The sequence below is a fragment of the Jeotgalibaca ciconiae genome (assembly GCF_003955755.1).
GTDB classification, from domain to species: domain Bacteria; phylum Bacillota; class Bacilli; order Lactobacillales; family Aerococcaceae; genus Jeotgalibaca; species Jeotgalibaca ciconiae.
The window spans coordinates 1,682,337-1,696,007 of record NZ_CP034465.1; the positions used below are offsets into that span (position 1 = coordinate 1,682,337).

General features: G+C 37.8%; 12 protein-coding genes. 11 read left to right on the top strand and 1 reads right to left on the bottom strand.

Features of this window, described 5'->3' with window-relative positions; translation table 11 throughout:
• Positions 1-14: 14 nt before the first annotated feature.
• From EJN90_RS07975 to EJN90_RS07995, 5 genes are all read left to right on the top strand, one after another.
• Entirely contained in the window at positions 15-1,076 is a 1,062-nt protein-coding gene (locus EJN90_RS07975; protein ID WP_126110116.1) for a Gfo/Idh/MocA family protein, read from the top strand.
• Between the two features lie 168 nt (positions 1,077-1,244).
• Complete coding sequence (locus EJN90_RS07980) at positions 1,245-2,717, top strand: nicotinate phosphoribosyltransferase (protein WP_126110118.1); 1,473 nt, start codon at positions 1,245-1,247, stop codon at positions 2,715-2,717.
• 43 nt (positions 2,718-2,760) lie between these two features.
• Entirely contained in the window at positions 2,761-3,591 is an 831-nt protein-coding gene (nadE, locus tag EJN90_RS07985) for an ammonia-dependent NAD(+) synthetase (protein ID WP_126110120.1), read from the top strand.
• 24 nt (positions 3,592-3,615) lie between these two features.
• Positions 3,616-5,496 (top strand): LTA synthase family protein, encoded by a 1,881-nt coding sequence (locus EJN90_RS07990; RefSeq protein ID WP_126110122.1) that lies wholly within the window; start codon positions 3,616-3,618, stop codon positions 5,494-5,496.
• 117 nt (positions 5,497-5,613) lie between these two features.
• The gene (locus EJN90_RS07995; RefSeq protein WP_126110124.1) at positions 5,614-6,708 is read left to right on the top strand and encodes a glycosyltransferase family 4 protein; all 1,095 of its coding nucleotides are present in this window, start codon (positions 5,614-5,616) and stop codon (positions 6,706-6,708) included.
• Between the two features lie 61 nt (positions 6,709-6,769).
• On the opposite strand, the gene EJN90_RS08000 is transcribed toward EJN90_RS07995, so the two are convergent.
• Complete coding sequence (locus EJN90_RS08000) at positions 6,770-7,450, bottom strand: YigZ family protein (protein WP_126110126.1); 681 nt, start codon at positions 7,448-7,450, stop codon at positions 6,770-6,772.
• 254 nt (positions 7,451-7,704) lie between these two features.
• Here EJN90_RS08000 and EJN90_RS08005 point away from each other — a divergent pair, with 254 nt between their 5' ends.
• From EJN90_RS08005 to hpf, 6 genes are all read left to right on the top strand, one after another.
• The gene (locus tag EJN90_RS08005; protein ID WP_164544041.1) at positions 7,705-9,210 is read left to right on the top strand and encodes a UDP-N-acetylmuramoyl-L-alanyl-D-glutamate--2,6-diaminopimelate ligase; all 1,506 of its coding nucleotides are present in this window, start codon (positions 7,705-7,707) and stop codon (positions 9,208-9,210) included.
• Between the two features lie 28 nt (positions 9,211-9,238).
• Positions 9,239-10,108 (top strand): DegV family protein, encoded by an 870-nt coding sequence (locus EJN90_RS08010; RefSeq protein WP_126110130.1) that lies wholly within the window; start codon positions 9,239-9,241, stop codon positions 10,106-10,108.
• Positions 10,109-10,127: 19 nt separating this feature from the next.
• Positions 10,128-10,661 (top strand): RNA 2',3'-cyclic phosphodiesterase, encoded by a 534-nt coding sequence (gene thpR / locus EJN90_RS08015; RefSeq protein WP_126110132.1) that lies wholly within the window; start codon positions 10,128-10,130, stop codon positions 10,659-10,661.
• A gap of 80 nt (positions 10,662-10,741) precedes the next feature.
• On the top strand, positions 10,742-12,103 hold the full coding sequence (locus EJN90_RS08020; RefSeq protein WP_126110134.1) for a DEAD/DEAH box helicase: 1,362 nt from the start codon (positions 10,742-10,744) through the stop codon (positions 12,101-12,103).
• Positions 12,081-12,767 carry a ComF family protein gene (locus EJN90_RS08025; RefSeq protein WP_126110136.1) on the top strand — a complete coding sequence of 229 codons (687 nt, stop codon included), beginning with the start codon at positions 12,081-12,083 and terminating at the stop codon, positions 12,765-12,767. Before EJN90_RS08020 ends, EJN90_RS08025 begins: the two co-directional genes overlap by 23 nt.
• Positions 12,768-12,888: 121 nt before the next feature.
• A complete protein-coding gene (hpf, locus tag EJN90_RS08030; protein ID WP_126110138.1) occupies positions 12,889-13,449 on the top strand; it encodes a ribosome hibernation-promoting factor, HPF/YfiA family in 561 nt (186 codons plus the stop codon).
• The last annotated feature ends 222 nt before the right edge of the window (positions 13,450-13,671 follow it).

The window sequence follows — 13,671 nt, forward strand, 5'->3', positions numbered from 1 at the left end:
AAAGGAAGAGCTGGATGGCAAGAACCAGGATAGCATTTGTAGGTGTGGGCGATATTAGCGGCATCTATTTACAGAATTTGACAACCGTATTTAAAAAAGAAATCGAAATAGTTGGTTTATGTGATTTAATTCGTAGTAAAGCAGAAGATGCAGCAGAAAAATATCAAGTCGAAAGAATATACGAAGATATGGCAGAAGTCTTTGCCGATGAAACGGTGGATATTGTTTTAAATCTGACTCGCCCAAACGAACACTACGCTGTAACCAAAGCGGCTTTAGAAGCGGGGAAAGCTGTGTACTCTGAAAAACCACTGGCATCTACTTTTGAAGATGGCCAAGAATTACTCGCATTAGCGAAAGAGAGAAACCTTGCAGTGGGAGGCGCGCCGGATACGTTTTTAGGCTCCGGAATCCAAACATGTAAAAAATTGATTGATTCAGGAATCATCGGTACCCCAATCGGATTTACTGCGTCGATGATTTGTCGGGGGCATGAAAGTTGGCATCCAGGACCTGCTTTTTACTATCAATTTGGTGGGGGGCCAATGATGGATATGGGGCCGTATTATGTGACCGCCTTAGTAGCGTTACTCGGTCAAGTAAAAACAGTAACAGCAGTAACAAAGTCAGCCTTCCCAGAGCGTTTGATAACGAGTGAACCATTATCCGGCACAACGGTGGAAGTGGAAGTCCCTACTTTTGTTTCCGGAATAATGGAAATGGAAGGCGGCGCGACCGGCACACTCTTTACTACTTTTGACTGCTATGATGAGGAGCAGGCAAGCATCACCATATACGGGTCAGAAGGAACCTTGAAAGTTCCAGATCCCAATACTTTTGGCGGACCGGTGTACTTGTTAACCAAACAGAGCAAGCAATATAAAGAAATCCCGCTTTTATTTGATTATACGGAAAATTCACGCGGAATCGGCTTAGTTGATATGGCAAACGGCATGAAAGAAGGTACGAAAATTAGAGCGGACATTTCGCAAACCTATCATGTTTTAGAAGTGATGACTGCTTTCCAAAGGAGCAGTGATCAAGGAAGCAGAGTGGACATTCGGTCAAAAATATAAAAACTTAATTAAATAAAAAAATAAGTTTCTTACTAGTATAAAAAGTAGGAAACTTATTTTTATTTTATCTAAAAAAAAGCAAACAGATGCGGTTTGCGTTATAATGGGTAGAAAGTGAGTAATGATAATCATTTACTCAAGAAAAACTATTAATAAGGAGTGCTTATTGTGGGAGAAAGATACAGTGACGACAGTCTAGCATTACACACAGATCTCTATCAAATAAATATGATGAAAACCTATTGGGATGAAGGAATAACTGAAAAACATGCTGTTTTTGAGCTTTATTTCCGTAGAAACCCATTTAAAAATGGCTATGCAATTTTTGCGGGCTTAGAAAGATTAGTAAGTTATATAAAAAATCTTCGTTTTTCTAAAACAGATATTGATTATTTAAGAGAGACACAAAACTATCCGGAAGCATTTTTAGATTATTTAAGCAATTTTCGTTTTAGGGGCAGTATCCGTTCTGCTGTAGAAGGTGAATTAGTTTTTGCCAATGAACCGATTGTTCAAGTGGAGGGACCGTTGGCACAATGTCAATTAGTCGAGACAGCATTGTTGAATATTGTAAACTTCCAAACGTTAATTGCAACAAAAGCAGCTCGCCTGCGCTACGTTTCGGAAGAAGATACATTAATGGAATTTGGTTCTAGAAGGGCGCAAGAAATGGATGCCTCTCTTTGGGGAGCTCGTGCTGCTTTTGTAGGAGGATTTGATGCTACTTCTAATGTTCGCGCAGGAAAGCTCTTTGGCATTCCAGCAGTCGGTACACACGCGCACTCGCTTGTGCAAGTTTACCGGGATGATTATGAAGCGTTTCTAGCATATGCAAAAACACATAAAGATTGTGTTTTCTTAGTCGATACTTATGACACATTACGTTCCGGCGTGCCTGCTGCGATTCGTGTCGCAAAGGAAATGGGCGACCAAATTAATTTCTTGGGTGTACGGATTGACAGCGGAGATATGGCTTATCAATCGAAAAAAATTAGGCAACAACTTGATGACGCCGGCTTTCCAAATGCAAAAATTTACGCATCCAATGATTTAGATGAAATGACGATTCTGAACTTGAAAATGCAAGGAGCAAAAATAGATGTTTGGGGTGTTGGAACGAACCTGATAACTGCTTATGATCAACCAGCGCTAGGAGCTGTTTATAAAATCGTCAGTATTGAAGATGAAAATGGGCAAATGGTGGATACATTAAAAATATCAAGTAACGCAGAAAAAGTTTCTACGCCGGGCCGCAAGCAAGTATGGCGGATTACACGTCGCAAAGATGGGAAGTCTGAAGGGGATTACGTAGCACTTTGGGAAGAACGACCTGATCAAGCAGAAGAACTCTTTATGTTCCATCCAACATACACTTACATTAATAAAACAATTACTGATTTTGATGCTCGTCCAATCTTGCAAGAAATTTTCACGGATGGAGAGCTCGTATATGAATTGCCTACAATAGAAGCAATCAAAGACTATTCAACCGAGAAAAAAGATGCCTTGTGGGATGAATACAAACGAATCCTTAATCCAGAAGATTATCCAGTCGATCTTTCACAGAAAGCATGGGACCACAAAATGGATACGATTAACCAGATTAAAAAAACAATCCGTAAAGACGATCTTGTATTTTAATTGAGCTGCTAAGAGTAATATTTTATAAGAGGAGATGAGATTGATGCGTCCTTTACAAAAACAAATTATTGACGATTTAAAAGTAAAAAATCAGATCAATCCAAATGAAGAAATAAGAAATAGCATTAACTTTATGAAAGAGTACCTGAAGGCTCACCCATTTTTACAAACATTGGTTTTAGGCATCAGTGGCGGGCAAGATTCTACATTGGCAGGAAAGTTAGCACAACTTGCGATAGAAGAACTGCGCGAAGAAACAGGCAATGATTCCTTTCGTTTTATTGCTGTAAAACTACCTTACGGAAAACAATTTGATGCATCAGATGTTACGGATGCACTTGATTTTATCAACCCAGATCAAATCGTTTCTGTGAATATAAAAAATGCGACGGACGCTATCGTGTCTGCTATGGAAACAGATAGCTTCTCCATCAATGATTTTAACAAAGGAAACATTAAAGCACGTCAAAGAATGATTGTTCAGTATGCAGTTGCTGGTGAAGTAAATGGAGCAGTTATTGGTACAGACCATGCTGCAGAATCTGTTACAGGATTTTTCACAAAGTTTGGTGATGGAGCAGCGGATATTGTTCCATTATGGCGATTAAACAAGCGGCAAGGAAAGCAAATGTTAAAAGCTTTAAATTGTCCCGTTCATTTATATGAAAAAATACCGACTGCAGATTTAGAAGAAAATCGTCCGGCATTACCAGATGAAGCCGCTTTGGGTGTTTCTTATGAAGCGATTGACGACTTTTTAGAAGGAAAAGATGTTGGCGAGAAAGATGCGCAAGTAATTGAAAAATGGTATTTGCGTACCCAACACAAGCGTCATTTACCAATTACTATTTACGATGACTTCTGGATTAGTTAGCAGCAGGAATGAGGCGTGTCGCATTTGAATAGTCCAAAGAAAATGAAAGAAAAAAATAAGTTCTTTCGTGGTAACCAGCAGAGAAGGTTAATAAACCAAGGATTGTCATTGATTGTTACAGTGTTTTTATCACAAATGTTGTTACAATGGTTTCAAAATGATTTAAATATAAGTTTAGTTCTGCAATTTACTTTTCAATGGCATACGATAAAGTTTTTAATCAGCCTGTGTGTTTTATTAGTACCTGCTGTTTGGCTGTGGTCGTTAATAGGAAATGTGAAGATTGTAAACATCCTTTTTTTAAGCATATCAATGGGAATGGGTTTTGCTACTTTTGAAAAAATGCGTCAAAGAGGAGAGCCTCTCTATCCTTCTGATCTCCAAATGCTGACAAATCCTATTTTTCTTCTAGAAATGTTGCCACCTTTCATGGTGATTCTTGTTGTTGCCGGAATTACTGTATTTTTCATTGGGCTCGTCTTAGTTATTATAAAAGAACGAAAAGAAGATTTGCCCCGATTAAAAAGGTCTACACGAATACTACTCTTTTTATTGAGCAGTTTTGCGGCTTTCTATCTATCTAATTTTTCTCAAGAAGGCAATATTGTTAAAATTGCTTATGATCAAACGGCTTATTGGATTCCCTATAGCCAACAAATGAATTACTATAATAATGGCTTTGTTGCAGGTTTTTTGTATAATTTACCTTCAGAGCCAATGACAGAACCTGATGGATACAGCTCAGAAGGGCTAATCCAGTTAATGGAAAAATACCAGGAAAAAGCCCAAAAAATTAATGAGTCGCGCCAAAATAAAAAGCTGGAAGCGAATATCATCTTTGTTATGAACGAGAGTTTTGCTGATCCGTTTGACTTGAAAGAAACATCAAAAAAGTGGGATCCGATTCCTTTTGCCAGAAAATTAGCTACTGAAAGTTGGAGCGGCAGAATGCTTTCCCAAGGTTATGGCGGCGGAACAGCTAATATAGAATTTGAAGCACTCACTGGTTTTTCAATGGAACCTTTTTCTGCCAATATTACGACACCTTTCACCCAGTTTTTACCCAAAGATCCTTTGATTCCCTCGGTAGTTTCACGTTTGAAAGCGGAAGGTTATACGACGACTGCAATTCATCCATACAATACGTCCATGTATAAGCGGCGGGAGAATTATGGGAATCTGGGCTTTGATACTTTTTACTATGACGAGATAATGACAAACACAGCTACAAAAGAAAATAACCCTTATATTTCTGATAAGGCTGCCTATCAAGAAGTTTTGCAAAGTATGAATAAGACAGAAGAGTATGATTTTGTGCATTTGGTGACCATGCAGAATCATACTCCTTATTCAGCTAAGTACGAAGCGTTTCCGAGTGCTCAAAAAACTGGCTACTACAATGAACGAATCAATCAGTATTTTCAGGATCTAGTATATAGTGATCAGGCTTTGGAATTTTTATATGAAGAACTAGAGCAATTAGAAGAGCCTAGCGTCGTTGTGTTCTGGGGAGATCATTGGCCGAGTGTATTTGGAGAGGAAGCTTTGGAGAGTAATGGAAAAGAAGCATTGCATCATACACCCGTGATTATGTTCAACAATGTATCAAAAGCAAATAAAGACTTCCATACCATTAGTTCCATTTATTTCTTCATAGAAGTATTAGAAATGCTGGATCAATCGGTTTCTCCCTTTGATGCACTTTTGATGGAGTTACAAAAAAATATACCGTCTCTAGAAAAAGGTATGTATTTTTCTGATGAACAGCAAGGTTATGTTTCGAGTCGTGAAGAACTTTCAGAAGATGCACAAAGAGTGTTGAACGATTATGATTGGATTATGTTTGATGTAACAACCAGCAACAAACAGACCGTTCAGGATGGATTCTTTGAGCGCTTGGATTAGTCGTTAATAAATAAGAAGTTGTAAAAGAAGCATTAGCTGTTGTAAAAATAAAGATTTGTTGAAATGGGAGCAAGGAGAATTTCCAGCTTCTTTTCGCCTTAAGAGAGGAGGAGGTATATGAGCTTTTTGATGCAGTTTACTATTTTATTTTTCGTATCAATTGCTGCTAGTTTTTTATTGACATTTTTATTTCGTAAGCTTGCTTTTCATAAAGGCTGGGTAGATGAACCAGGACCTAAAAAGCTTCATAAAAGGCCCATTGTTACAATGGGCGGCCTTGTCATTTTTGTCTCTTATTGGGCGACATATTTTATAGGAGTGCCTGTTGCTAATCAGCTTCCTAAGATAGGAGCGATTTTTATCAGCTCGCTCATTATTTTATGTACCGGTGTGATCGATGATTTATATGAATTAAGGCCCTGGCAAAAAATGGCAGGAATTCTTTTAGCAGCGAATATTTTTTATTTTTTTACGGATGTACGGCTGGATCATTTTACGGTGGCTTATTTAGGAACCATTGAATTTGGACGACTGGGTTATTTTGTAATGATGTTTTGGATTGCTGCTATAACAAACTCTGTGAATTTAATGGATGGGTTGGATGGTTTAGCTGCGGGCACATCGATTATTTCATTAGTGACAATGGGGCTGGTTAGTTATTTCTTTATGAATACGACGAATGTTGCAGTAGTAGTCATGATATTTTTATTGGTAGGAGTACTGGTTGGATTTTTACCGCATAATTTTTATCCTGCAAAGTTATTCTTAGGCGACACCGGGGCATTGTTTGTTGGATTCATGATTGCCACCCTATCTTTAAATGGCCTGAAGCATGCCACGTTCATTTCGTTACTGATTCCGGTTGCGATATTAGGCGTGCCGCTTACGGATACCTTGGCTGCAATTATTCGCAGGTTAATGAATAAACAGGCAATTAGTCAAAAAGATCGCGGTCATTTGCATCACCGTTTACTTTATCTAGGCTTCAGTCATCGGCAGACAGTATTAGTGATTTATGCAGTTGGAGTTATCTTCTCTTTGACTGCTTTACTTTACCCGCTATCTTCCTTTTGGGGCTCTGTTATTTTAACCGCTGGTTTGTTGTTTGGTATTGTTCTTTTCATCGCTTCTTTTAATCTAATCGGAAGTGAGAATAATTTTTTTAGAAGATTCCTCCATCGGCTTATTGGAAATCAAGATAAAAAGGACTGAACTCGGTAGCGATGCTATCTGTTTCAGCCCTTTTTATTACAGCTTTATGCTTCTTTTGTGATTAATCATCGAATTCTTCGTCCTCAAAGTCATCCTCTTCATCTTTATTAGAAAGCAAACGCTCAACGTACTGTTCTTCTCCAATTGAAAATGAAATGTTTCCATTCATGAAATTAATGTATTCACTTTGAAATTCTTCAGCTTGTGGAGTAGGTACTCCCACAGAAAATGTAACTGTGTCAGTATAGCTTGTATCTAAAAGCGCATAAGCGGATTGTAATAACTGATTCTCTAATTTTCCAGAAGCTGAATAGCTAACTCTACAAGCAATAGGAAGCTGAAGAGAACGTTCTACAATGCCGATTGAACGCAAAGCAGTAGAAACAGACTTACTATAAGCACGTATTAAACCGCCTGCTCCTAATTTTGTTCCTCCAAAATAACGGGTTACCACCGCAGCTACATAATGCAGTTCATTCTTTTTAAGAACTTCCAACATAGGAACGCCTGCTGTACCAGAAGGCTCGCCATCATCATGAGCGCGTTGAATTTCATCTGTATCGCCAATTAAGTACGCCGAGCAATTATGGGTTGCTTTCCAGTGTTCTTTTTTAATTCGTTGAATAAAATCTTTTGCTTCTTCTTCAGTCTGGACTCTCTCTATTGTACAAATAAAGCGAGAACCACGAATGACAATTACTTCTTGTCCATGCTCGGCAATTGTTTTATAAGAATCTAACAAAAAATCGACTCCTTTCTCATTTGCTTTATTTTTGGGTAGGGCTTTATAAGATTCTTTCCGCCACCAACGTCTAGCGAGAGAGTGTGGACTTGTCCGCTTTTCTCTAATCATATTCTATCATATCTTGCTATTGCAAACGAAATTGTCAAAATATTCTTTAATAAATTTGTAAATCCTTTTCCCATATCCTTTTTTGTTTTATTATGTTGTATAATGGTTTTTGAAACCGAGAATGGTTAGAGTGAGGTGTAATTTTGAATTTAGAAAATTTATTAAACGATTTAAGAGTGAAAGAAATTGTTGGGAAAATACCAGATGACAAGGTAAATAAAATTACCCAAGATACTCGAGAAGTAGAGCAGGGCGATGTGTTTATCTGTATTGCAGGCAGCAATTTCGATGGACACAAATATGCAGGGGCTGCCGTTGAGAAAGGCGCAATAGCGATTGTTGCTGAAAGTGAAATTAATGTGAGTCAATCTGTACCCGTTATTTATGTGAGTGACACTGACAAAGCAATGGCAATTCTAGCCAATGCATTCTATGGTTTTCCAAGCAATCAATTCCAATTGGTAGGCGTGACAGGAACGAATGGAAAAACCACGATCAGTTATATTATTGAATCAATCATAAAAGGATTAAACAAGCGCACTGGTCTAATTGGCACGGTTGGAATTCAAGTAAATGATGCCTTTTTTCCAACAAAAAATACGACACCTGATAGCATTACCTTGCAGCGTGTTCTTCGTCAAATGAAAGAAGAAGCAGTGGATGTCTGCGCAATGGAAGTTTCTTCTCAAGCTCTTGTAAAAGGGCGAGTGTGGGGAGTTAACTTTGATGTAGCAGTTATGACGAATCTCACCCATGAACATATGGAATTGCACCATACCATGGAGGAATACAAAGAAGCGAAGAAGTTATTATTCGCACAATTAGGCAACGACTATAGCAGGCCGACAAACCAACCCAAAGTAGCTGTATTGAATAAAGATGATGAGACGTTTGAAAGTTATGCCATGGCTACAGCTGCTGAAGTAATTTCTTATAGTGTGAAAGATAAAAACAGCGATTTTTTTGCTACAAATATTGTTTATAAAGAAACGCACACAACTTTTGACCTAGTCTTTTTGAATACTGTTTATCCCGTGCATTCGAATTTGATTGGCGAGTACAATGTCTCTAATTTATTAGCTGGGTTAGCAGCTGTTTATTCGTTAGGTTATCCATTAGAAGCAATTATTGCGTCCTTTAAAGATTTTAAAGGGGTTGTTGGAAGAATGGAACTTGTTTCTCAAGAAGAGGATATAAAAGTCTATGTAGACTATGCCCATTCCCCAGATGCGATGGAAAAAGTGTTAAGCACTGTAAAAAACATTGCTAATGGAAAAGTTATTTCTGTCTTTGGCTGTCCTGGAAAGAGAGAGTCCAGTAAGCGGCCGTTAATGGCAAAAATTGGCGTGGAACAATCGGACTTTTCTGTTATGACAACAGATGAGTCACAAGGAGAGGACCAAACTGAAATCTGGAAGATGATGAAGCAAGGAATTCCTGTTGGTCAAACGAATTATGCCTATATCGAAAACAGAATAGAAGCCATCTACAAAGCAGTTGAAAAGGCTGAAAAAGGCGATGTCGTTCTCCTGTTGGGACGAGGACATGATACAAAATATTATGATGAAGAAGGGCGCATTTATCATTTTTCTGATCAAGAAGCAGCTTTAAACGCACTGGAGCGCCGTAAATTAATAAAGAAAAAATAACGTTGAATTAATCGAAGGGATCGTTGAAATGAAAATAGCAATTGTCACCGATAGTACAGCCTATCTGCCTGAAGAATTACGACAGAAACATCAGATTTATATGCTGCCTTTATTGGTCCAATTAAAAGGTGAATCATATCGGGAAGAAATAGATATAACTTCTGAAGAATTTTATGAAAAAGTAAGAGAATCTTCAGACTTTCCTACTAGTTCACAACCCGTAATAGGAGAAACCATTCAGCTTTTTGAAAAATTAACGGAACAATACGATGCCATCATATCGATTCACTTATCATCTGGGATTAGTGGTACGTATCAAAGCGTTTGTTCATTAAAAGATGAATTTCCGCTTTGTACGATTTATCCATTTGATTCCGAAAGTAGTTGTTATGTACAAGGGCGTTTTGTTTTAGAAGCAGCTCGTTTAGCACAAAAAGGAATTCATCCCGAACAAATCATCCAACGGTTAACACAGATGCGTGAACGTTCCCGTGCTTATTTTATGGTGGATGATTTGAATAATTTACAAAAAGGCGGACGCTTATCAGGCGGGGCCGCTCTAGTAGGTTCTATGTTAAAAATTAAGCCGATTCTTCATTTTGAAAACAAATTAATCACAGTTTTTGAAAAAATACGAACCCAAAAGAAAGCAATGGGACGTATCAGTGATTGTTTAGGAGAAGATTTAGAAAAGGTTGACTACCCTGTAATTGCGACAGTCATTCATGCGAATGTCGAGGACAAAGGGAGGGCTTGGATGGGCGATTTGAAAACCAAATATCCAGAAGTCCGCTTCGAATTAAGTTATTTTGGACCTGTTATTGGTACTCATCTAGGAGAAGGAGCTTTGGGATTAACTTGGACAGAAGATGTAGAACGCAATTATCCTGAATTATAAGGGGCGGTAGGGGGATGACATGCGAATTTTCATAGGAATCCAGTTAAATGAAGAGGTAAAGCATTCATTAGCAATTTTTCAAAGTCATATAAAATCAGCATCTATAAAGGGGAATTTTAGCCGCAAGGAAAATTTTCATTTAACGATTTGTTTTATTGGTGAAGTCGAAGAAGGAAAACTTGTTCATTTGGAAGAACAATTGAGAAAGACTCTTTCGGATTGTTCTTCATTCCGAATAGAAAGTGGAAATCCTGGTGTATTCGAGAAAAAGAGTGGTATGATTGCTTGGGTAGGTATCAAAGAGAATTTCAAGCTAGAAGAAATCTATAAAAAAACCAAACAAGCAATTGCGGCAGCCAAATTTCCAGTTGAAGAAAGGGACTACATTCCTCACATTACAATGGGAAGAAAGATTCGCTTTGCGGAAAATGCAAAAGATTGGACGAATAACATGCCAACTTTTTCAGAAATGATTGATGCAATCACCATCTTTCAAAGTCATCAAGTGAATGGTCTATTAACTTATACACCTCTTATCGAAATAAAACTATAATAATAGAATTGTCATCAAAGAAGATCAGGAAAAAGTATCCTGGTCTTTTTTGCGTACTTATATAGGGAAGGAGGGAAATGATGGAAAAACAATTATACGGGCGAGAAGTTCTTCTTTCAGAATGGAATGGGAAAGGAGAAGTACTTAACCAAGCAAAACATCGTCCGGCATTCGAATTTATTCAAAATAAATGGCAATGTCAACGATGTGGGACTAATGATCCGCAACTACTGATTCCTGGTCCCTGTACTTGCGGAGAGGATTGTTTTTATTGTTCGCAATGTTTAAATATGGGGAAAGTCAAAAAATGCAGCCAGTTATTTTCCTTGCCAGAAAAAAATGATTTTTTAATTATGAAAACGTCACCGCTGGCATGGAAAGGTCAGCTTTCTACAGAGCAAGAACGGGCATCAAAGGACATCATTCAAGCTGTAGAAAAGAAAGAGAATCGCTTGGTTTGGGCAGTCGCAGGAGCTGGAAAAACAGAAATGATTTTTGAGGGGATTGCAAAATGCTTAAGGGAAGGAGGCAGAGTATGCATAGCGTCTCCGCGAATTGATGTTTGTTTGGAACTTGCACCTCGAATAAGGGAAGCATTCCCCAGTATACCGCTGGCTTTACTATATGGAAAAACGGAAGAACCCTATGACTATACTCCACTTGTCATTTCAACGACACATCAGTTATTGCGTTTTAAAGCGGCGTTTGATTTATTGATTATTGATGAAATTGATTCGTTTCCGTATCACAATAGCGCCATTCTTCAATTTGCTTCAAGAAAGGCACGTAAAGAGAATGGCGCATTGTTGTATTTAACGGCGACACCTCCAAGAGACATGCAAAAATTGGTAAAAGAAGAAAAATTAGCTGCAACAGTTTTGCCTGCTCGTTATCATCGGTTTCCGCTGCCGGAAGTACGCTGTGTTTGGGTAGGAAATTGGCGCAGAGACATTAAAAGAAGGAAGCAGAAGGCGAATTTTTTAAGATTGATGGAGCAAACCATACAAAACGATAGACGTTTTTTATTATTTTTGCCTCACATTCACTTAATGGAGGAATTAGAACATTGGCTAAAGGAATATTATCCTGAAAAAAACTTTACTTCTGTTTCCGCTGAGGATCCACTAAGGATTGAAAAAGTGAAAAAAATGAGGGAAGAGGTTTATGATTTCATACTTACCACTACCATTTTAGAAAGAGGAGTTACCTTTCGAGACATTGATGTAATTGTCTTAGGGGCAGAAGACGCTGTATTTACAGAAGCTTCCTTAGTTCAGATTGCTGGTCGAGTTGGTAGAAATAAAGACTACCCAAAAGGAAATGTTTGGTTTTGTCATTTCGGTTATACCAAAGCAATCAAGGGAGCATGTAAACAAATAAAAGAAATGAACCGGGAAGCACGAAAGCGAGGACTGCTGAATGAAGACATGCCTTCTGTGTAATCGAGTAATGAAGCGGACTCTTTCCCTGCACGAACTTTTTTCTTTTCAACCTTATCATGATTCTCCGGCATGCAATTCTTGCTTGGCTAAATTCACAAGGATTGACCGAGAAACAGCTTGTCCAGCTTGTTCACGTCTTCAAAAGAACAAAGAAATTTGTATAGACTGTAAAAAATGGCAAAAAGAGTATCCGGACCGCTTGATTCGACACCGTTCTTTGTATCAGTATGACGAAAAATTAAAAGAATGGTTGAGTCAATACAAATTTGTAGGCGACGTACGATTTGCTTCCTTATTTCAAACCGATTTAAAAAAACTTTATCATCAAAACAAAGGATATATTTTCGTGCCTCTACCAATATCTAAAAAAAGTAGGGAAGAAAGAGGTTTTAATCAAAGTGAACTTCTTTTACAGACAGCGGGGGTTCCTTATCAGGATATATTGATTAACCACTATAGTGGAGAGAAGCAATCGGAGAAAAACCGTCAAGAACGTTTGATAAGCCAACAGCCCTTTCAACTATTGAATCAGGGAGAAGTAAAAAATAAATCATTCCTTTTGTTTGATGATGTGTACACAACTGGCAGGACGATGCTTCATGCCAAGGCTTTGTTAGATTCAGCAGGAGCAGCAGATATCCTCTCGTTGAGTATCGGTCGTTAATTTTCTTTGAATCAATTGTAAAAAAGGAACGCTTACATTATAATATAGTTAAAGGAACTCTTATGAGTGGTCCATAAGAGTGTCTTTTCTGATGATGAATCAGACGAAAGGAGAGAATGCTATGTTTAAGTACAATGTCCGAGGAGAAAATATTGAGGTTACACCAGCAATAAGGGAATACGCAGAAAAGAAAATAAGTAAGTTAGAACGTTATTTTAATAATGTTCCGGAAGCAACCGCTCATGTGAATTTGAAAGTATATTCCGATAAAACCGCAAAAGTAGAGGTTACCATTCCACTTCCTTACTTAGTACTGCGTGCCGAAGAGACCTCCATTGATCTTTATGGTAGCATTGATCTAGTTGTAGACAAGTTAGAACGTCAAGTTCGTAAATACAAAACAAAAATCAATCGGAAATCTCGCGAAAAAGGTTTTGATATGACGGCAGAGATTTCACAGTTAGAAGAACAGGTTGATGAAAATAATGGTCAATTAGAAATTGTTCGGACAAAACGCCTATCTTTAAAACCAATGGATAGCGAAGAGGCTGTTTTACAAATGAATATGCTGGGACATAATTTCTTTATTTTTGAAGATGCAGAAACAAATGGAACCAGTATTGTGTACCGTCGTAAAGATGGTAAATTCGGACTAATCGAGACCGATGGGGAAATTAACTAAAGTTATCATGACACAAAAAGGCCAGGGAGAATCATGTCTGGTCTTTTTGTGTGTCAGAATGACAGAGGACATTCAAATAAATTGAAAGCAAACTCTCGAATAAAAATATACAAAAATAATGATATTAATGGTAAAATATATAGGATACATAGAATGTATACATATTTATTCTAAAACGAATAAATGTGAACCAAGTTAACCGTAATAAGAATGAATTAATTT